Annotated in this window: 19 protein-coding genes; 4 read left to right on the plus strand and 15 right to left on the minus strand. The window is 48.4% G+C overall.

Annotated elements, in window-relative coordinates:
* Positions 1–64: 64 nt before the first annotated feature.
* The 3 genes from J2Z28_RS12295 to J2Z28_RS12305 form a co-directional block, all read right to left on the minus strand.
* A complete protein-coding gene (locus J2Z28_RS12295) occupies positions 65–1,375 on the minus strand; it encodes an MFS transporter (RefSeq protein WP_211082721.1) in 1,311 nt (436 codons plus the stop codon).
* A gap of 276 nt (positions 1,376–1,651) precedes the next feature.
* Positions 1,652–2,296, minus strand: a complete 645-nt coding sequence (locus tag J2Z28_RS12300; protein ID WP_211082722.1) for a bifunctional 2-keto-4-hydroxyglutarate aldolase/2-keto-3-deoxy-6-phosphogluconate aldolase — start codon at positions 2,294–2,296, stop codon at positions 1,652–1,654.
* A 65-nt stretch (positions 2,297–2,361) separates the two neighbouring features.
* Positions 2,362–3,159: an IclR family transcriptional regulator gene (locus tag J2Z28_RS12305; RefSeq protein ID WP_211082723.1), complete on the minus strand. Its 798-nt coding sequence runs from the start codon at positions 3,157–3,159 to the stop codon at positions 2,362–2,364.
* A 289-nt stretch (positions 3,160–3,448) separates the two neighbouring features.
* Here J2Z28_RS12305 and J2Z28_RS12310 point away from each other — a divergent pair, with 289 nt between their 5' ends.
* Positions 3,449–4,036, plus strand: coding sequence for a P-loop nucleotide/nucleoside kinase family protein (locus tag J2Z28_RS12310; RefSeq protein WP_211082724.1), 588 nt, complete (start codon positions 3,449–3,451; stop codon positions 4,034–4,036).
* Positions 4,037–4,188: 152 nt separating this feature from the next.
* Here the strand turns inward: J2Z28_RS12310 and J2Z28_RS12315 are convergent, their stop codons facing one another.
* Positions 4,189–5,226: an LCP family protein gene (locus J2Z28_RS12315; protein WP_211082884.1), complete on the minus strand. Its 1,038-nt coding sequence runs from the start codon at positions 5,224–5,226 to the stop codon at positions 4,189–4,191.
* A 115-nt stretch (positions 5,227–5,341) separates the two neighbouring features.
* Between J2Z28_RS12315 and J2Z28_RS12320 the strand changes: the two genes are divergently transcribed.
* Positions 5,342–6,316, plus strand: coding sequence for an aldo/keto reductase (locus J2Z28_RS12320; protein WP_062836693.1), 975 nt, complete (start codon positions 5,342–5,344; stop codon positions 6,314–6,316).
* Between the two features lie 144 nt (positions 6,317–6,460).
* On the opposite strand, the gene J2Z28_RS12325 is transcribed toward J2Z28_RS12320, so the two are convergent.
* The 3 genes from J2Z28_RS12325 to J2Z28_RS12335 form a co-directional block, all read right to left on the minus strand.
* Positions 6,461–6,922 carry a MarR family winged helix-turn-helix transcriptional regulator gene (locus J2Z28_RS12325; RefSeq protein WP_211082725.1) on the minus strand — a complete coding sequence of 154 codons (462 nt, stop codon included), beginning with the start codon at positions 6,920–6,922 and terminating at the stop codon, positions 6,461–6,463.
* Between the two features lie 134 nt (positions 6,923–7,056).
* On the minus strand, positions 7,057–7,734 hold the full coding sequence (locus J2Z28_RS12330) for a TIGR00266 family protein (RefSeq protein ID WP_017691614.1): 678 nt from the start codon (positions 7,732–7,734) through the stop codon (positions 7,057–7,059).
* Positions 7,731–8,126, minus strand: coding sequence for a winged helix-turn-helix transcriptional regulator (locus J2Z28_RS12335; RefSeq protein WP_017691613.1), 396 nt, complete (start codon positions 8,124–8,126; stop codon positions 7,731–7,733). The genes J2Z28_RS12330 and J2Z28_RS12335 overlap by 4 nt, the downstream gene beginning before the upstream one ends.
* A gap of 164 nt (positions 8,127–8,290) precedes the next feature.
* On the opposite strand from J2Z28_RS12335, the gene J2Z28_RS12340 reads away from it, so the two are divergent.
* Both J2Z28_RS12340 and J2Z28_RS12345 read left to right on the plus strand, forming a co-directional pair.
* Entirely contained in the window at positions 8,291–9,505 is a 1,215-nt protein-coding gene (locus J2Z28_RS12340) for an MFS transporter (protein WP_211082726.1), read from the plus strand.
* Between the two features lie 196 nt (positions 9,506–9,701).
* On the plus strand, positions 9,702–10,559 hold the full coding sequence (locus tag J2Z28_RS12345; protein ID WP_211082727.1) for an aldo/keto reductase: 858 nt from the start codon (positions 9,702–9,704) through the stop codon (positions 10,557–10,559).
* 153 nt (positions 10,560–10,712) lie between these two features.
* Here the strand turns inward: J2Z28_RS12345 and J2Z28_RS12350 are convergent, their stop codons facing one another.
* From J2Z28_RS12350 to J2Z28_RS12385, 8 genes are all read right to left on the minus strand, one after another.
* Positions 10,713–12,812 (minus strand): glycosyl hydrolase family 18 protein, encoded by a 2,100-nt coding sequence (locus J2Z28_RS12350; protein ID WP_211082728.1) that lies wholly within the window; start codon positions 12,810–12,812, stop codon positions 10,713–10,715.
* Entirely contained in the window at positions 12,813–14,384 is a 1,572-nt protein-coding gene (locus tag J2Z28_RS12355) for a chitinase (RefSeq protein ID WP_244988255.1), read from the minus strand.
* A 372-nt stretch (positions 14,385–14,756) separates the two neighbouring features.
* Positions 14,757–15,821, minus strand: a complete 1,065-nt coding sequence (locus tag J2Z28_RS12360) for a pectinesterase family protein (RefSeq protein ID WP_211082729.1) — start codon at positions 15,819–15,821, stop codon at positions 14,757–14,759.
* A complete protein-coding gene (locus tag J2Z28_RS12365; protein WP_211082730.1) occupies positions 15,818–16,930 on the minus strand; it encodes a glycoside hydrolase family 88/105 protein in 1,113 nt (370 codons plus the stop codon). The genes J2Z28_RS12360 and J2Z28_RS12365 overlap by 4 nt, the downstream gene beginning before the upstream one ends.
* Positions 16,931–17,018: 88 nt before the next feature.
* The gene (locus J2Z28_RS12370; RefSeq protein WP_211082731.1) at positions 17,019–17,987 is read right to left on the minus strand and encodes a LacI family DNA-binding transcriptional regulator; all 969 of its coding nucleotides are present in this window, start codon (positions 17,985–17,987) and stop codon (positions 17,019–17,021) included.
* Between the two features lie 39 nt (positions 17,988–18,026).
* Positions 18,027–19,622, minus strand: a complete 1,596-nt coding sequence (locus tag J2Z28_RS12375) for an extracellular solute-binding protein (protein WP_074092752.1) — start codon at positions 19,620–19,622, stop codon at positions 18,027–18,029.
* 68 nt (positions 19,623–19,690) lie between these two features.
* Positions 19,691–20,572: a carbohydrate ABC transporter permease gene (locus J2Z28_RS12380; protein WP_211082732.1), complete on the minus strand. Its 882-nt coding sequence runs from the start codon at positions 20,570–20,572 to the stop codon at positions 19,691–19,693.
* A gap of 29 nt (positions 20,573–20,601) precedes the next feature.
* A complete protein-coding gene (locus tag J2Z28_RS12385; protein ID WP_047841090.1) occupies positions 20,602–21,507 on the minus strand; it encodes an ABC transporter permease in 906 nt (301 codons plus the stop codon).
* Positions 21,508–21,702: the final 195 nt, after the last annotated feature.

The raw sequence follows: 21,702 nt of genomic DNA on the forward strand, positions 1-21,702 counted from the left end.
AATCAAAAACACAAGAATTTGCTGATGTTTTCTAAAATAGAAGTTAACTTCTCATTGAAGGGAATTAGTGAATTGCTTTAGCGATTGGTTTTTTCAAAAATACTCCGTAAGAGACGGCGCCCATGAGCAGCAGACCCGCTCCCAGCAAAAATACATTGTTGAAACTGCCTGTTGTATCCAAAATGTATCCGGTTACAATTGGAGCGAGTGCTGCGCCCAGAAATCCACCAAAGTTCTGGATGGCTCCAAGTGAAGCTACCTGTTCACCCGGCGCAATGTCTGCTGCCAGAGTCCAGATTACACCTGATGGCAGTTGGGATGCGAAGTAACCTACAGACAGAAGGACAATGCTCACCACAGTACTGTCAATGAACGGAATAGGTGCTACCGAAGCCGCCGCCAGAATAGCGCCACCTACGATGGGAACTTTCCGCGAAGTGACCACATTGACTCCTTTTCGAATGAAAAAGTCCGAGATAAATCCGCCTAACAGCACGCCGATAATACCCGCTACGAACGGAATGGAGGCAATCCAGCCTGTCTCTTTCAACGTAAAGCCCTGCTCCTTCTCCAGATAGCTCGGCAGCCAAGTCAGGTATACCCAGATCGTGAACATGATGCCGAAATTACCAATAATCATAAACCAAGTGCTTTTATGCTTGAACAGCGATCCCCAGTTGGCTTTCGGTGCATCCGCAGCCGCTTTTGCGTTTAAGGTCTGCTCCGCAACTGCATCTGTTCCTTTGATCATCTGCTTTTCCGCAAAAGTAGGGTCACGATATACTTTGAGCCAGATGAGCATGATAATCAGACCGATTACGCCGACAAAGATAAACATACCTCTCCACGTCATCGTTAACATCAGAACGGTCAATAGCGGCGGTGCAATCGCGTTGGCAATCTGTGAACCGGTGTTGATAATTGAGGTTGGGAGTCCACGCTCATTTTTCGCAAACCAGCGTTCTGTGACCTTCAGCCCAGAGGTGAAGAAGGGAGACTCGGACACACCGAGCAACATACGCATTGCATACAACAGAGAATATGTATTCATAAATGCACTGAGTATGGTAGCAATGGACCAAAGTCCTGATGCCCAGGCAAACATCTTTCTGGGACCGAACTTATCCACCAACCATCCGGCGGGCAGGTTCGCTAACGCATAAGGCCACAAAAAGGCGGACAACAGCAATCCCATCTGCGTGGAGGACAGCCCGAATTCGGCTGCGATGGTTGTATTGGCAATACTCAGGTTGGATCTGTCCAGATAGTTAACCACTGCACCCAGCAGCAATAACAGAATAATTCCCCACCTTAATCCCACTTTTGGGGCTTGAGGTACCGAGGCAGGGGACGGTGATGTCTTTAAGGTTGCCATGTAAACTCACTCTCCTCAACACATATAAATATAAAGATACTAAAATTATATATTATGAATAAATATGGTAATTAAAGGGCGTAGATAAGAAGATCCGTCCTGTAAACCTTAGACAGACACTTTTCAAGTATGCGTTTTCATAATGCAACATCCATTCTCATTATCCCAAAAGCACCCCCACTCCGCACCATGCATGTTCACAACGATTGGCGTGAAGTCTGCCCTTTATCGCTGTGAACTTCAACTGCAGGGTCAATCCAACCTGGATGAGAAGAATCAGCGTGCCGCGGCTACGGCCTGTAAAAATTCCTCAGCAGCCTTGGTTACTCGCCCATAATCGCCAGTATCTTTTGCTGCTTTGGTGATGTAACTCCCCACGCCAACCCCGACACAACCGGCATCCAGCCATTCATGTACATTTTGCGGCGTCACTCCACCAGTAGGGGCAATCGCTGCCTGTGGCAGAGGGGCCGAGATCGCTTTGACATATTGCGGACCTACGGACTCCGCCGGGAACAGTTTGACAATATCCGCTCCCGCTTCAAGGCTCTCTACAATTTCCTTGGCCGTGAACGCACCACTGACAGTAACCGCCTGGTAGCGGTTAGCTACCTTGATCATGTCTGGGTTGAGCTGTGGACTAACCAACATCTCCGCTCCAGCCAATATCGCTGCACGAGCCGTCTCACCATCCAGTATTGTGCCCGCGCCAATCAGAATGCCTTGGGACGCATATTTGCGAGACAACACCTTAATTACATCCAAAGCTCCCGGAACACTCATCGTAATTTCGAGCGCCCGAATCCCACCTTCAATTGCCGCTTCGGCGACGGACAACGCTTCTTCTTCACTTTCCGAACGGATAATCAATACGATTCCGGTTTCAGCGATGATTTTCATGTTTTCTAGCTTTCTCCACATCCAAATAACCTCCTGATTCCCGTTGTACCTTTTATTGGGTTTGATTCATTTCGATTCATTTCGATTCACTCTTCTGTCCTGGGATACAGTCGATCACCGCTATAACCCAGTTGGCCTGAAAGCTTCCAAGCAGCTTCCTTAACCAGTTTTACAATGTTCTCCTCGCGTTCCGGAGTCATATTGGAATACATGCTGGCAACACTGATTGCGGCGACGGGCTCATCCCACTGGTCATAGACAGCGGAGCCGATGCAATACATCTCCAGATGGTCCTCCCGGTCATCAATCGAGTAGCCGCGCTCGCGAATCTCCTGCATATCTTGCAAAATATCAGGAATGGTTACTTTGGAGAAGGATGTACGCGAAGGGAGCTCACCGCTACCTATAATCTCCAGCACCTTGCCGATGGGGAGCGCCGCCAGCAAAGCTTTGCCGAGCCCCGTTGTGTGCATATATCTGCGGGAGCCGAGTTTCGCTGTTGGTCGCATAACCGAATAACTCTCGGCCTTGTCCAGATATACAATCCGGCCCTTATCCTCAATCCCGAGAAATGCAGTGCTTCCCGTCTGGCGATTGAGTTCTTGAAGCAGAGGTCTTGCCATATGGGGGATACCCATATTGGACAAGTACGCCATGCCTGTCTCAAACACAGCAATGCCTAGCCGGTATGTTTTGAGACGTACATCATCCATTTCAATAAAACCCTTGTGCAGCAGTGTCTGTACCAGTTCAAACCCGCTGCTCTTGGGTAAGCTCATTTGTTTGCAAATTTCATTCAGTGTTAATGGAGCGCCACTTTTGGCAAATAGAACGAGTAAATCCGCGACTCGTTCAGCAGATTTATTCATGCGGATATTGTCCATATTATCTCCTTTAAATCTTCGACGTCGAAGTTCGCATATGTGAACTTAATTCACATCACCGAACGATGCCCTCATTATAGATCAGCCGCACTGAAAATATCAACCGCTTTCTTAAAACTTTTTTTGCATACTATTTCTCCAAAAAGGATTGTATTTCGGTTGAAAACGGTATACTCTAATAGCAAATGTTCACTAATGCGAATAAGGTTCGTATATGCGAACTTCAATTGGCGCTATAATACCGTTCATATTCATACGATCTTAATATTATGTAGAGGAGGGACCGTCCATGAAACCTGTCCTGATTTTTTTGATTGGCTCTGCCGGCTCGGGCAAATCCACCATTGGCAAAAAGCTTGCTGCCGAGCACCACTTTTGTTATCTGGATAAAGATGTCGTGTGCAATACGTTTACAGGGAAGCTTCTGGAAGCACAAGGGTATTCCCCTCATGATCGCGACGGCAACACCTATTACCTCGACACCGTTATGGACCTCGAATATGAAACGTTGTTAAACGTGGCGAATGACAATCTTCAATTGGGTAGATCTGTCATCTTGGATGCACCTTTTGTCGGTTACTTTCGCGAAAGCGATTACATTAATCATCTGGTTGCCAAATATGAGTGGCAATCTGTCCTACCCGTGGTGCTGAGAGTGGATGTGAATGTTGATGTTCTTCAACAACGCTTGAAGAGTCGCGGTCTGGAGAGAGACAGGTGGAAGCTGGATCACTGGGAGACGTTTGTACAGGGGATACAAGCCAATACATGCATGTGGGAGAATATCGAGGTCATTTCCGTGGACAACAGCTCAGATGAATTCGATCTCACACATCTGACCGCTTTGCTGCCTATGTCCGCTGCCATGTCATCTTAAAGTCCATATAACGGTAACTACTGAGGAACTGGAGTCGAAGCAAGTTAACGTAGCACCGTTATGCCATAAAAAAAGTACACGGAAAGCATAGTGCCTTCCGTGTACTTTGGTATATTCTATCGTTGCAGCAACCTTCTTCTACTGCTTCTATTCTAGGTTTTATCCGCTGCGGCTGAATCGGTTGACTCTGGTTCAATAATCTCAGTCGCATCCGGGTCCAGCCAACTGGCGATCATGCCACGCACATACTGCAGATCGTCCTCCGACAGATCATAGTACCATGTGCCACTGCGCGTTGCACCTTCCCCCTTCAGCATGTAATTGCTGATCGTTGGTATGCTATCTTTCATATATAAGGCCTCGGCAAATTTCACGATAAAGTCCGAGGTCATATTGGTTGTAAAATTCGATCCGGCAATCTGGATTACATCCGGGATCTTGGTCAGATTTTTGACCTCCAGCGCACGATTCATGAAGGCACTTAAGAAAATCCGGTGACGCATCGTCCGATTGAAATCGGAATCTTCCCGGTAACGCACATAACCAAGCGCTTCTTCGCCGTTATAGATCGGTTTATTCGCTTCAACAAACAGCTTCTCATGAATTTTGAGCTTGTTCTCAATATTTTTCTTGATCGGCAGTTCCACACCACCCACCGCATCAACAATATCCTTGAGCCCGTTAAAATTAATCGCGGCATAGAAATCAACTTTGTTCCCCAGCAAATTCTCCACCGTATCCATCGCCATCTTGGCTTCACCATGGGCATACGCTGAGTTGATCTTTGACTTCACATCCCGGCCGACAATCTCGGTATAGGAATCACGTGGAATGGACAGCAGCAGCACTTTATTGTCTTCTGGACGCACGACGGAATAGATGATGGTATCCGAACGGCTTGGTTCGTTATCTCGTTGGTCAATCCCTAGCAACAAAAGCGAGAATGGGTCGGTATGTTCCACGACAGGGGCATCCTTATCGCCAGCTGGTACAAAGGAGTCATCCAAGGCTTCCTTCACCGTAGCTGAAGCGAACATATTAAAGGCAAACACGACGAGTTGCTTTCGATAGATAAATCCGAGTCCTCCCAACACAAGCAGCACACTTAGGGTGATGATTAATGGCTTCTTCCATTTCTTCTTCGGTTTCTTCGGCTTCCGTCTTGTTAAATGTGCGGCACTGTTTTCCATCATATCTCCTTTAATAACGGGTTCTTAGAATCATTTAACTATATTAATAACACGTTTTCAATAGATTACGTTATAATCTGCATTACATAAATGTACATAAAGGGAGCGATGAATGATGGAGTATCGACGTTTGGGCAATAGTGGTTTGCGTGTGTCGGCACTGGGGCTTGGCACCAATGCGTTTGGCAAACGCGCGGATGAAGCAGCTTCTACCCGCATTATTCATGCAGCGATGGATCAAGGCATCAACTTTATCGATACCGCCAATATCTACGCAGGCACGGAATCGGAACGCATTATTGGACAGGCTCTCACAGGTCGACGGGAAAACGCGGTGCTTGCTACCAAGGCCGGATTACCCCGGCATGATGGTCCTCATGGGCGGGGTTCCTCCCGCTACCATCTGCAACAAGAGCTGGAACATAGCCTGCGGCGCCTGCAAACGGATTATGTCGATCTGTACCAGATCCATACCTTTGATCCGCATACACCACTGGATGAGACACTGCGCACACTGGATGATATGGTCACTTCCGGCAAAGTCCGTTACATCGGAGCCTCCAACTACGCAGCCTGGGAGCTGATGAAAGCTCTGGGCATCAGTGAACAGAAAGGTTATGTGCGCTACATCTCCACCCAAACCAGCTACTCCCTGGCAGACCGTACGCCTGAGTTGGAACTGGTGCCGATGTGTCTCGATCAGGGTGTAGGCATTATCCCGTATTTCCCGTTGGCAGGTGGTATTCTGACCGGTAAATATAACGGACAGACCAGTGTGCCTTCTGGTTCCAGAGCAGACACCGATCCGTCCTTCAACCGTTTCCTGCTGGAGCATAATATCCAACTGAGTGAACAAGTGAGTGCTAAAGCTGCCTCATATGGCTGCTCCCCGAGTGTGCTGTCACTCGCATGGCTGCTGACACGTCCAGCTGTATCCACAGTGATTGTCGGGGCTACACGCACCGAACAGCTGGAACATAATCTGGCTAGTCTGGACATGTCACTGCCCGATGAGCTGTTGGCCGATCTGGACCAGATTAGTGACTCTTTCCGTCGCCGCGAGCCGTTTGCGTCCTATCGAATCGATTGAGCAACCAAAATAGACCTCCCGACAAGATGAAGTCAGGAGGTCTATTTGTATTTTGCAGAGGTGCTATAATTATTAATAATTAGAAAAATTTCCATTTCCACTACATTCTGTAGTTTAATAAATTAAAAAAAGATATATTACGGATCAACTCTCTGTTTTTTGGCGAAGAAACTCCTGCATGATCTCCATATACTCTTCCTTACGATGATCCAAAGTTTCGAAGAATGCCTTGTCCGATTCCTCGACCAGATGAATTCCCTCCACAGCCAATCGGGTTCCTTCTTCCGTTGTTGTGATAATATTGGCACGCGTATCTGTCTGATGACGAGCGCGGGTAATTAATCCCCTTTTTTCAAGCGCACGTAGAACCTGAGAAGTCACGTTAACATCCACCTTGGCAAACTGAGCAATTTGAACCTGAGTAACTCCTTTGCCTTCCTCATCGTGTTCATTGAGCCATAAACAGGCGTGCAACAATACAAATTGAGGTTGTGTCAGTTCGAGGGGCTCCAGCACCCTGCGTACTTCCTTTTGCCACATGGCTGTAACCTGCCATAACAGATATCCCGGACTTTCTTGTGCGTTTTTATACCGTGAGCTTGTCATCTCATACCTCCATGATGTGCGACCTTATGCAACAGAATATATACCCGTCAGTCAATGAAGTAAATCCATTATTCATATAACGATGATGGAAACATATCCGTTGCAACTCTGTGTGTTCTTTCTCAAAAAAAAAATTAGCGCGCAGGGATAAACTGCTTCACCCATTGTCCGAATCCTTGCGGATTGCGGCTCTGTATAAGAATGGTTCCTTCTCCCCGGAACCGACATACCAGTCCTTCTCCACTTGTAACACTGGATAACCAGCCCTGTGAAGCTTTCTCAATACGGTAATCTACATAATGAGGCCATGCCACCAAATGGGCGTTATCGACGATCATTTCTTCACCTGCTGCCAGATTAATCGCATGAATGGCACCATAGGAAGACAGAAATACAGTTCCACGTCCGCTGATCTCAATAATGAAGAAACCTTCTCCTGAAAAGAGACCTTTTTTCAGGTTTTGCATTTTGGTATTCACCTGAATGCCTTCGGTTCCTGCCAGAAATCCGTCTTTCTGCACATAGAGTGAATAGGAACCGTCCAATTCAACAGCTTCTACATCGCCCATGCTTGAAGGTGAGAGCAGAATCTCTGCCGACCCGCCCGCAGCCGTCAGTTCCTGAAAGAAAAACTTCTCCCCGCTCAGCATCCGACCGAACCCGGCAAACATCCCACCTTCTGCTGAACCCTTCAGCTCAACCGTAGGAGTCATGGATACCATCGCACCACTCTCGGCCTTGAACCGCTCTCCCCGCTGCAAATGTACCTTGAGCATCGCAAAAGCACCATCATATAAAATCTCATAGTTCACGGTTGCACCAGCTCCCTATTGTCAGAGTTAAAATCATTGAGTCCATTATCTTCCAGAACTGCTGATTTGTCTCCGTATTCCTTCACAATATGTTGATCTCCCCAATTGCAGAGCGCATTGAGAATCGGTTCAAGACTTCTCCCGTAATCACTCAATTCGTATTCTACTTTGGGAGGGACCTGATTATATACGATTCGATTCACGATCCCGTCGTTTTCAAGCTCTCTCAGTTGCTGTGTTAACATTTTCTGTGTAATTGCGGGCATAATACGCTTAAGATCACTGGTTCGTCTTTTCCCATGTGTCAGATGACAGAGAATGACGCATTTCCACTTGCCACCGATTACCTCTAAGGTAGCTTCAACCGAGATGTTATATTTTTTTCTAACCATAACTTGCTTCCTCCCTGATGAATTGAATTACATCCGTCACATGCTGTATAGGCACCAAAAAGTACGTAGGGTACTAAAAAGTACGTACTATTCAATCTATACCGAATAACTCATAATAGCATTTGCCGGTACGTAAATCTACATTCTGGGGAGTTGAACAAGAAATGTTACAAGATTCAAAACGCAGCACATGGGCACTGCTAGCACTGGCCATTAGTGCATTCGCGATCGGTACCACAGAATTTATCAGCGTTGGGCTACTGCCCCTCATTGCAGATGACCTGGGCATTTCCGTAACTACAGCGGGACTGACCGTTACTTTATATGCATTAGGCGTTACCTTTGGGGCTCCTGTTCTGACCTCACTGACGTCTACCATATCACGCAAAACGCTACTGCTTGCGATCATGATTGTCTTCATTGCGGGTAACACGATGGCTACACTATCGACGGGCATCACCATGTTACTCATTGCTCGAGTAGTATCCGCTCTGGCACACGGGGTGTTCATGTCCATTGGCTCCACGATTGCAGCCGATCTGGTGCCTGCCAACCGTAGGGCGAGTGCCATTGCCATCATGTTCTCGGGTCTAACCATTGCCACAGTAACCGGTGTACCTCTCGGTACACTCATCGGCCAACATTGGGGCTGGCGCGCTGCCTTTATCCTGATTGTTGGGGTTGGCATCATTGCAATGATCGGAAACCTGATACTCGTGCCATCCACGTTGAAGCGAGGAACACGGACAGCATTTCGGGATCAGCTGAAGCTCGTTACAGGTGGACGCTTGCTGCTTGCTTTTGCCATCACTGCTGTTGGGTACGGAGGAACATTTGTTGTCTTTACGTATCTGTCCCCGTTGTTGCATGATATTAGCGGTTATTCTGAGAAAAAAGTAGCGTTCATTCTGTTGTTGTACGGAATAGCCATCGCTATTGGCAACATCATCGGTGGCAGAGCAGCCAATCGCAACCCGCTCAAAGTGCTCTTTTACATGTTCATCATTCAGACCATCATTCTCGGCGTGATGTACTTCACCGTCCCGTTTAAGTTGGCAGCACTGCTCACCATTATGGGTATGGGCCTGCTAGCCTTCATGAATGTACCTGGTCTTCAGATGTACGTTGTAACCTTGGCTGAACGATATGCACCACAGGCCAAGGATGTAGCCTCAGCCTTTAACATCGCCGCATTTAATGCAGGGATCGCTATAGGTGCCTATTTGGGTGGAGTAATCAATGATTCCATCGGTTTGATTCACACGACATGGGTCGGTGCCTTGATGGTTCTCGTAGCTGTAATCCTGACCGCCTGGGCTAAAATGCTGGAAAGCAAAGATCAACATGCATCCGTCAAAATGGAGAAAGCTTCGTTCTAATTTCCATTCCGACCATGGGTCTCACTCTTATATATATCAGTTCCAGTCTTCGAGGGGAACCGGTTTCACATGGTATTTTATTATACTATAATACGTTGAACCCAATTTGATCTACTATGATTTAATTTTGTATGATAAAACAACAAAAATTCAGCTTAATATGACTGATTTTTACACACTTTAAGGAGGAAATCTCATGACAACAGCTCAAACCGCACAACATTTACAATCCACAGTAACTCTGCATAACGGTGTTTCTATGCCTTGGTTCGGACTTGGTGTATTTAAGGTAGAAGAAGGATCTGAACTGATTGAAGCCGTGAAAAATGCGATTAAACATGGATACCGCAGCATCGATACTGCTGCAATATACGGCAATGAAGCTGGTGTTGGTCAAGCGATTGCAGAAGCTTTGCAAGAAAACAACCTGAAACGCGAAGAACTGTTTGTTACATCTAAAGTATGGAATGCAGACCTTGGATATGAAGAGACACTTGCGGCTTTTGATACAACCTTGAACAAACTGGGACTGGAATACCTGGACCTGTATCTGATTCACTGGCCTAAGGCAGGCAAATACAAAGCAGCCTGGAAAGCAATCGAGGAACTGTACGCAGCCGGCCGCATTAAGGCCATCGGTGTGAGTAACTTCCAGATTCATCATCTCGAAGACCTGATGCAGGATGCCAAAGTGAAACCGATGGTCAATCAGGTGGAATACCACCCTCGCCTGACTCAGGTTGAGCTTAAGGCTTTCTGTGAGAAGCATGGTATCCAGCTTGAAGCTTGGTCGCCTCTGATGCAAGGTCAACTGTTGGACAACCCAGTGCTCACGGCTATTGCTTCAGACAAAGGCAAATCGGTTGCACAAGTCATCCTGCGTTGGGATTTGCAAAATGGAGTCATTACTATTCCGAAGTCTACTAAGGAACAGCGGATTATCGAGAACTCCTCCATCTTCGACTTTGAACTTTCAAATGAAGAGATGGATCAGATCAGTGCTCTGAACGAAGATGTACGCGTTGGACCTGATCCGGACAACTTCGATTTCTAATGAACAGCCTTTTTGGAGCCTACTTTGTTTAACATAACATAACGAAAAACCACCGGACCAGGGCCGGTGGTTTTTCGTTATATTCTCTTCCCTATAGCCAAGCCTCGCTAAAACTGCACGTTTCAATTCAAAATGTTGTAATTCATTTTTTAACTATTGGACCTGCCACAATGCAGGGACATTGGATGGTTCCCACCCAGACAAGGATGTGTGGGATTGCAAACATTTATACGTCTTACCGCTATAGGTGACCAGCTGTCCTACAGTATAGGCTGTATTCACCTGCCAGGCGGAAACGCCCGGATTTGTCGTTCCTGCTGTTGTTTTCACGGTCACCGCATTGCTCGCAGCAGAACCATTACCCGCCGCATCCTTTGCTTTTACCGTAAATGTATACGAGGTATCCGCTGCAAGCCCGCTGATCGTTGCTGTCGTTCCGGTCACGGATGTCGCCAGAGCCGCTCCATTGTACACATCATAACCCGTTACACCCACGTTATCCGTGGATGCCGCCCAGCTCAGCGTTATGCTGGATGTTGTTTGCGCAGTTGATGCCAGATTGGTTGGTGCAGTTGGCGCTTGCGTATCACCTCCCGGCTGAGTCGTAGTGCTTACGGTTACAGCATTACTGGCTGCAGACAGATTGCCGGCCGCATCTTTTGCTTTGATCGTAAAGGTATAGGAAGTACCCGCGGACAGGCCGCTGATTGTTGCGGTCGTTCCGTTGACGGAGGCAGCAAGATTGGCACCATTGTAGACGTTATACCCAGTAACCCCCACATTATCCGTTGAAGCATTCCAGGCCAGCGTTACCGAGTTTGCCGTCACGCCTGTCGAACGGGCATTTCCCGGTACGCTTGGCGCCGTCGTGTCTGCTGGAGGCACTGTACCTCCGGTAGGCAGATCGGCTTTCAGTTTATTTTGAAGTGTTTTATTCCGGTCACCGCTAAGCTCCCAGAACATCGCTCCGCCGAGTCCTTTGCTTTTGATATAAGCGGTTTTATATCCAACAGACTCCGCATCATCATAGCTAATAAATCGCTTGTTGGTCGCATTATAGAGATATGGCACCTTGGCCGTGTCATTCCAGTAACGCGTGTACCCGTTTTTGTTAATGTAGTTGGTCTCCAGATCATAGAAATCAAAGGAGCCTGCTTCCCATGTTCCAACGGAAGAACCTCCCGTGCAGGTCTGATACTGACCATTGCTTGCCTGTGCGCATCCATCCCAGCCACGGCCATAGAATGGAACACCAAGCACAAGTTTGGCCGCTGGTACCCCAGCATTCAGATGCCCTTGTGCTCCGGCAGCCACATTAAATGTATTGGCATCTGGCACCCCAGCAGCCGAAGCCGCTGGGTCATAGTTCAACGGCGCGTTATGCGCGCTGACTTTTTGCCAGGCCCCGTTAAAATCGTATGTCATAATATTAATCCAGTCGACGATGGCAGCTATATTGGCAAGCTCTGTATTCGCAGCATAGGTCGTCGATGCACCGCTTGCAATCGTAAGCAGATACTTCTTGCCGTCCACAGCTCCGGCAGCATCCAGCTTCTCACGGATTTTGCTCAGAAGCAGTGTGTAATTCTGCTTATCCTCAGGACGTTTGCTGTTACCATCAAGTCCGCCTGATACCGGGTACTCCCAGTCCAGATCTACCCCGTCAAAATTGTATTTCCGGAGGAAGTCGACGGCAGAGTTTGCAAAAACCTCTCGCGTTGCAGCAGTCGCAGCTACATCAGAGAAGCGGTTGGACCATGTCCATCCTCCCACGGAGATGATTGTCTTCAGATTAGGATTGATCTGTTTCAGCTTGTTAAGCTGGTTGATATTGCCTGCAATGGGCTGATCCCACGTATCCCCTGCAAATGTCTTGCCGGTATCAATCCATGGATCGCCAAGCACAATCGTTCCATTGGGTACATTGATTGTCTGGCTCTTCTCATTCTGACACGTCCAGGTCACCGGGTTAGGGCCCGAAGGGTCCGGATTTCCATGAATACCGTTCCAGCAAATATCGGCAAAAGCATAGTTGATATGCGTGACTTTGGTTGGGTCGATATCCGTTACATTATAGGTTCTCCCATACGCAGCCCATGACGGGTAATAACCAACAATTTTATAAGAATCTGCAGCTGCTGCCGTAGCGGGTTGGAGCACAAAAGAAGGAATAATGACGGATAAGAGCAGGGATAGACCCAAGAGAAACTTTGCGGTTTTCTTGAAAGCAGTGTGTTTATTTAAATGTATCATCTAATACACAACCTCCTTTGTCGTTTGCGTACTCAGCCCGTTCAGGAACGGACGATGTGCGCTCGAAAACTGGTTATTCGTATATGCGTCCCAGTTGATTGACCAGGTCATAATCCCTTTTATCCCCGCATAGCCCGTAGACTGGTGCAGGAAATAGGAACCGCCGTACGACACACCTTTGATTAGATAATTCAACGCCTTTTGCAGATCGGCTGGCTTTGTATAACCACCTCCAGCAGCCTGTTGGGAAGCCGGTACACCGATTGCAATCTGATCCGGTCGCAAGGGACTAAAGAAAGGGCCTGTGCTGCCGCCTACATGAAAGCCTTGAAGCAACATCTCCGCCATGGCCACATGGAAATCAGCTGTTCCTTGGGCGTAAGAGCGCCCATCCAGCCCCACCATGGAGCCCGTGTTATAGTGCTGTACATGAAGCAGGGTCAGATCATTACGCAAGGCATGGATAACTGGCAGGTATGCTCCCCAAGGACCGCCGTAGCTCAGATATCCACCCTGTACATAGGCCGTCTCCGGCGCAGCCGTCAGGATGAAATTGGCGCCGAAGTGTGACTTAACCGCTTTCACGCCTTGGATGAGGTTAACAATTTTCGGTGTAGTTGGACTACGGAAATCGGTATCCCCTGCATTCAGAGACAGGGAGCTTCCTTCCAGATCGATATCTAGACCATTGAAACCATACGTGGAAATGATTGATTTTAACGAATCTTCGAATTGCTGTCTCTTGGTCGCATCGGTGAGCTCAATGGTACCGTTGGCTCCCCCCATGGAAAGCAGTACTTTTTTTCCTTGGCTCTGAAGGTAGGCAATATCGGATTTGAATTCGGCTACCGTTGCATTGTATGGAGTAAAAGCAAGTGTTCCGCTGCCATGTGAAATGGGTTCGGCAAAGGAGACATTAATGACGTCATAGGCTGTTGATACGTTACGAAGTCTGATGTTCGTTGAACCATTGTCGAAGTTATGCCAGTAACCGATCAGCCATTTGCCGCCGGTTGGCCCCGGATTGGAAGATCCATTGGAAGTTGTCACACTGAGGGAGTTGCTCGCAGTGGATATATTGCCTGCGGCATCTTTGGCTTTTACCGAAAAAGCATAAGTCGTGCTAGCTGTCAGTCCAGTGACTACAGCTGTTATAGTTGAAGTACTTGTCACAAGAACGCCGTTCCGGTACACCTCATACCCCGCTACGCCCACATTATCCGTGGATGCATTCCAGGAAAGACTCACGGAGGTGTCCGTGATGGAGGATGAAGTCAGACCCGCAGGAACAGAAGGTGGTGCCGTATCTGGCGTTGGCGTTTCCCCGTCCGAACCTTCCCCGACATATTTCCACAACGCGGGCACAACAGAGGGCTCCCATCCGGTCAAAGCTGTGTGTGCCTGAATACACTCATAATCTTTATTTTGATATGTTACGAGGTCTCCTTTCTTGTATGCGGTGCCTGCCTGCCACTGGGCGGCGGCATCGGCTCTCGGTGCAAACCACGAAATAAGTAGAAGAAATGCCAAAGCAAATGTAATGACCGGGCGGAATCGAACAGCTTGATTCAAGCAAAATCCCTCCTGTACTAAGGATACGTTCACCTTGCAAACAAAACTTCAATTGTCCACCTGCATCTGATCTGTGATCGATTAGAGCCAACCTCATTCAGTCATCTGATGTTGCGTGTCACTTCACTCCCTTCCTCCAAAATGGACCTTCCCTCTCGTGTTCTTTTTTTGCAGGCACCATCCAAATTTTACAGGGAATTTACAGATCCTCACCCTGTATTTAATCAGTAAAATGCAAAAGAGATAAGGGATAAAATAGTTCTATTGGGGGCGAAAAATGTAATATAGCGCACAAAAAAGGTTTTCTTTCAACTCCTTAGGAGACTTGAAAGAAAACCCTTGTTAGATATTGCGCAGAGAAGAGGGCGTATCTTACTGCCGCTGCTCCCCTCTCCTTTCCAAAGGCTGCCATCCATCCACGCCGGACAGAATTAGAGGTACAGTGTACTCGGCCGCTTCCTGATCGGTCAGTATTTTGGCCCAAGGCACACGATCAGCAGCACTTCCGGCACCAGGCCCGGCGCTGTTATATTCCGTATACTGAACGGTCTGCTCTGCATCCGTCTTGTTCCAGTTGTGCCATCCCTCCCGCTTCACATGAGCGCCGATCCAGCAGTTCAGAAAACAGACTTTGGCATGATGACGCCACGGTCTGCCCAGATACACCGACTGCGGCGGAGCATTGCTGGTCAGATCACAGTCCAGAAACACATAGCCGTAACGCACATCCTCCGGCGTAGAGGCTGCGGTAATCCAACCGTTCACTTGTCCATCCGCAGCCTCCGCTTCAGTCAGACGATTCTTCGTAAAGATCTCGCAGCCCTTAAACACCACCGTAGCCGAACCAAAAATAAAATCGATATCACCTTCGATGTAACAGTCCTCGAAATACTGCCGCAGTTTGCGCCGCTCGGCACCATCGCGTGGCCCGCCAAAATAACTGCGATCCATGGGCTGCTCCGGCAGCGGGCCGGTGAAGATCGTATCCTGATGGCCCATAAAGCGACAACTGCGGAAGGCCGCGCGGTCTCCATCCACGTACACCGCCAAAGCCTGACCCACTACCTTTCCCGGCCCGGCTGAGTTAACAAAAGAAAGTCTCTCTGCTGTAAAATCGTCTGCTCCGATGAAGGCTGTATAGGAATAAAAGGTATGATACTGCGACCCATCCGGGAACTTCTTGAGCGCATAATCATCATATGTAATGACAGTATGCTCCGCCCCCTCACCGATCAGATGAATCATAGGCTTCTCAATATCCAGCTTCTCGTAATATACGCCTGCCTTAATTCGGATCGTGAAGCTTTCGGTTCCGTTGTCCGGAACGGCATCAATCGCGGCTTGAATGGTAGGATAATCCCCCGTCCCATCCAGAGCAACGGTATAATATCGCGTCGATTGATCCATATCTATATTCGGTGACATCTGCTTGCTCATGGCAATCGCTCCATTTCCAGTGCAGCCAGCAATAGCGGAGCCATGCCCATAAAGGAATCGCTTACAATTTCTTCGCTCACATAGTAGCTGTAAGAGCCATCCCGATCCAGGCTTAGTCCTGCGCCATGACAGATCCCGTTTAACCGAACGCCGTCAGCCGTCTCCTCCACCAATCTGGACGAGAGTCCATGCCATCCTTTCTCCGCCGCCTCTCTGAAATGTGGCTCCAGATAACGCAACCGCACACCCTTCGCAAGTGCATATACAAACATGCTCGACCCGGATGCTTCCAGATAGTTTCCTTTGCGGAAGCCCTGATCCAGCACCTGGAACCATAACCCGCTCTCCTGCTCCTGCACCCGTACCAAAGCGTGGCACATCCGTTCGAAGATACCAATGATGGTTCCGCGCTTTGGATGATTAACGGGGAAATGCTCCACGCTGTCTACAATCGCCATGGCATACCAACCCATCGCCCGGCTCCAGAAGTGTGGCGAGCACCCTGTCGATGAATCTGCCCAGACCTGTTCCTTCGATTCATCCCAGCCATGATAGAGTAGCCCGGTCCGCGGATCACGGGTCTGGCGTTCGATCAGCAGAATCTGATGTGCAACTTCATCCCATAACTCGGGATGATGAAATGTCTTTGCATACTCGGACAGAAAGGGAGACGACATATACAGGCCGTCCAGCCACATCTGGAATGGATAGATTTTTTTGTGCCAGAAACCACCCTCCGACGTGCGGGGTTGCCCTGCGAGCTGTGCTGCCAGGAGATGCGCCGCTTCTGCGTAACGCTGATCTTCAGCACCATCCAGTAATGCAAACAGGTTTTTCCCCTGATTAATCTGATCCAGATTATATTCTTCCAAAGTATAGGTGCCAATAGAGCCGTCCGGCTGGATATACAGGTCCATATGTTTTTTCATAAAATCAACATACTCTTGCTTGCCATAATACTGGCCGGTTCGGGCCATCGCCATCAAGGTCATGCCTTCCACGTATGCCCATCGTCCCGAAGGGAACGCATGATAACCGTCCCCGTCACATTGCTGGATGATCGTTGCTGCAATTCGCTCAGACCAGGATAACTGTGTCTGTACCTGCATAAGCAATTCCTCCTTGAATGTTGTACTCACCTAATACATACATGTATGACTAACGGATAACCGCTTCACTCTTCAAAGGTTGCTGTCCTTATTGCCGGCACATTGCCGTTGAATTGCGAAGGTTCAGCTTGGGCTGAATAACTACCGGAACGTCGACCTGTTCATCACGGATTAACGAGACAATCAGCTCTGCTGCCTGTACGGCCAGTTCATCCAGAGACGGGCCAATTGTAGTCAAGGCCACTTCGGCATATTGCATATCCGGCAGATCATCATACCCGATTAACGAGATATCGCGTGGAACGCTGTAACCTGCCTCAAGCAAAGCCCGTAGTGCACCTCGGGTGACCAGGTTGTTCAGTCCAATAAAAGCTGTCGGCGAATCCGCCCCAAACGCATGATTACGTATGGCAAAATACCCGTCTTCCCAAGAGGAATGCGCTGGCAGCACATGGTCTTCGTTAAAAGCCAGACCCGTACGCTGCAACGCTTCCCGGTACCCCTCCAGCTTGACGTGCTGGGAGTTGCCGATGAATCCGATTCGGCTGTGGCCCAGCGATTTCAGATGCTCCACTGCTTTGAACAGCCCTTCTTTGCGATCAATCTTGATGTAAGGAGAGTTCGGCGCTTCATCTGTACCCAGCACAAAACATGGCATGTTGAGTGTTGCGAACTTTTTCCAGAACATCTCCCGATTGTCCAGTGCATAGTCCCACAGAATACATCCGTCCACGCGCAGCTGGCTGAAGACATCCACGCCATCATCCGCCACAACCAGGATCATCTGGTATCCCCGCTTCTTCAGCTCGGTGTGCAGACGGCCGGAAATGTTCGAGAATAACGGATTGCTCAGCTCATCCAGCACAAAACCGATGATGTTGCTCCTGCCGGTCGAGAGCTGCCGAGCCAACATATTTTTCCGATATTGATGTTTCTCCGCGACCGCAAGCACCTTCTGCTTTGTTGCCGGTTTGATCGCGGGATCATCATTCAGCGCCTTCGATACCGTGCTATAGCTCACCCCCGCCAGTTTGGCAATGTCTTTAATGGTTATCAAAATCAATCAACACCTCTCATACGCCTAAAACCCTATTTCCTATTTCTGTGCAGATTTATAACGATCATATTGTGCCTGTCTGCCCGCAATAACCTGCTCTATATTCATCTTCTTCAACGTCTCAATATAACTGTCAAACTGGTCCAGACTGGCGTCACCGCTAATAAACTTAAAGTTCATCTCTTCCACATATGTGGTGATGTCAGGCATCGCCATGCTTTCCACACTCGCTTCATCCGGCAGGGCATAGACAAACGGGAACGGTTCGCGCACATACGGCTCCAGTTCCTTATCCATCTTCGCATGCCAAGGGGCTACGACGGAATCGGCAGAATCGGTGGATTGGATGTTCGGCAGATTCACCGGACCAATGCCAAGCTTCTGGATGTATTCATTGTCCTTGCCTTTATCCGTGAATGTCTTCACGCCATTCTCTTCCGTATACGTGTCATCCTTGATGCCCCACGTATAATACGTCTGTGCTTCCTCACTTACGGCATAATCCAGAAAGCGGAAAGCAAGTTCGGGATTTTTACTATCACGTGTAATGCCAAAGATGCCACTCACTGGTGTACGTCCTACATAGAACTGATCCCCGTGCGGTCCTTTCAGTGGCAAAATGCCTTTGATGATTGGCTCTTCCGGATTGTAATCCTTGAACAACGGACTGTAGACCATCGACATATACCAGCTAAAATTAAACGTTGCTCCTGTCACATCCTGAGAGATGCGCGATGTGACCTGATCACTCGTGGTACTCGCATAATCCACCCCAAGCAGACCTTCCTTGTACAGTCCGTTCAGATAGGTCAAGTACTCCTTATAGGTAGGCTCATAATAGCTGAAATGTACTTTGCCCTGATCGTCTGCATAGAACTGGTTGGACAGATCAAGTCCAAACGCGGGGCCAAAGGCCATGGACACAAATTTTGCTTCCATGGACAGCGGAATCTCATCGGCTTTTCCGTTGCCGTTCGGGTCGTCTGTCTTGAACTTGCGCAGCATCGCCGTGAACTCATCCAGCGTGGTAGGCTCGCTTAATCCCAACTTATCGAGCCAGCGCACATTAACCATAAATACCGGCATATAGTTGCGGGTTAACGTCTGCTGCGGAATATAATACATTTTACCATCTGGCGTCGTTAAACTGGCTTTAACCGAAGGCGACTTTTCATATATTTTTTTGAGATTCACGCCGTACTTCTCTACCAGTTCATTAATCGGAATGAATAGACCGCTGTTAATGTACTTCATCAGCTGATCCTGATCCGGCAGGTACACGATATCGGGCAAGCCGGTACCGGCAGCCAGCCTCGGATTGACGGCATCCGCATAGTTCTGCGGCGGAATCAGATCCCAATCCACCGTCACACCGGCGTTGCTCTCAATTTTCTTAACGATGGCTGCGGTGGACAAGTCCACATTGGTCGTCCAAGCGTTGGTGCCGAGAATAGACAACTTGGCATCCGGTTGATCCGTCACCGGCCCTGCTCCGGTATAATTGAAGGCTGGCTCCGAACTGGACGGGGTGCTCCCCGCATCCGTTCCCGCCCCTGTTCCGCCGCTACATCCCGCCAGGCTGATTGCCAGTATCGCTGCGATTACACTTTTTCTTCCTGCCCCTTTAAATCTCATCCATCATTCCTCCTTGGTATGAACCATTTTGAACTCCCTTGAATGACATGACACTTAAGTAAGTAAAGCTATCCTTTCACGGCTCCGAGGGTAATTCCCTTAACGAAGTACCGTTGGATAAACGGGTAGATCGTAACAATAGGCAGAATGCTGACCACAATGGATACATAACGAACCTGAAGGGAGGAGACCGCCAGCGCACCGGATGTCATCGTACCGCCCATCTTCTGCATCACTTCCGGCGAAGCCATGATCAGCACTCTTCGCAGGAACATCTGTAAGGGCTGCATATCCTGTTTGCCCAGATATAATAGGGCCGAGAAAAAGTTGTTCCAGTGGAATACCGCATAGTACAGCGTGAGTACAGCCAGTGTTGGCTTAATGATCGGAACCGCCAGACGATACAGCATCGTCATCTCGTTGGCCCCGTCTATACTGGCACTTTCGAAAATTTCATTCGGAATGCCTTCGAAAGCTGAGCGGCAGATCATGACGTTAAACGTAATCACCAGCACAGGCAGCACCATAACCCAGCGAGTGTTGTACAGCCCAAGCGAGGTAATAAGCATGTAGACCGGAATGAGTCCACCCGAGAAATACATGGTGAAGGCGATGAAAAAATTCAGCTTGCGACGTAAGAAAAACTGCTGTCTGGATAATGGAAACGCGGCAAGACATGTTGCCACAATGTTCAACAGTGTGCCTACCACGGTGTACCAGAGGGTGTTGTAGAACGAAACCCACAACTCCTTGTATTGCAGTACCATTTGGTAACCTGACAGGGTAAATCCAACGGGCCACAATACAACTTTTTGTTTGTCGATGGCATCCACCGAGCTGAATGAAATACTAATGACGTACAGAAAGGGATACAACGTGACAACAACCGCCAGTATGGTCAGCAGGTAGACACATCCGTAGAACAAACGGTCACTTCTCGATTTTTGCATACAGGTCTCCTTTGGTCCGGGGTATAGTCTTACCAGAGTGACATCTTGGTCAGGCGGCGGGTCATGGAATTGGCAGCAAACACAAGGATAAAGGTGATGATGGAGTTGAACAGGCCGACCGCTGTGGCGAAGCCGTAATTCTGGCCCTCAATCCCCATCCGGTATACATAGGTGGACAAGACATCTGCCGTTTCGTAGGTGGCTCCGTTGTAGAGCAGATATACCTTCTCGAAACCTACACTCATAATACCGCCAAGCGACAGAAGCAGAAGAATGACGATGGTTGGTTTGATACTGGGAAGGGTCAGGTGCCATAGCTCCTGGAATTTGTTGACGCCGTCGATTTTGCCGGAATCATACATCTCGGGGTCGATCCCCATAATGGCTGCAATGTAGATGATGGAGCTGAAGCCAAAGCTCTGCCAGATGTCGGAACTTGTGAAGATGGTACGGAACCAGCTGGCATCCATCATGAAGTTCACTTTTTCCATGCCAAGACTCGCGATGAGGGTGTTCACGATACCGTCTGTTGGTGACAGGAAGTTAATAATCATGCCGGCTACAACAACAGTGGAGATGAAGTGAGGAAGGTACGTAACGGTCTGGGCAAATCGTTTGAATGTTCGGTTCTTGATCTCCACGATGCAGACAGCGAATAAAATCGGAATGGAGAAACCGAACAGGAGCGGCAAGAAGGCAAGCAGAAATGTGTTACGCAGCAGTCGCCAGAAGTAAATGGAATTCACGAACTGTTCGAACCAGCGCAGTCCCACCCATTCCCCGCTGAGCATGCCCTGCCCCGGCAAGAAATTACGAAATGCCAACAGCACGCCAGGCATCGGAAGGTACATGAAGATGAGGTAATACAGAAAGATAGGCGAAAACATCAGTAGCAAATATTTATCCCGTCTGATCAGGCTGAACAGCGTGGACATGCGTTTTTTCAACGTGAAACACTCCCCTTCACTACATAATTACAACGTTTGAATTTTTGAATAAAAAAGAACTGTCATTTCACTGACGTGTTTGTTATTCATCTCATTCACATTTTGTAACAACCTATATTATTATACGTAATAACAAGATATTAACTTGGAATAGTCCTCCTTACACCGTATTTCTTTCTTTTC

This window comes from Paenibacillus xylanexedens (assembly GCF_017874615.1).
Taxonomy (GTDB): Bacteria; Bacillota; Bacilli; order Paenibacillales; family Paenibacillaceae; genus Paenibacillus; species Paenibacillus xylanexedens.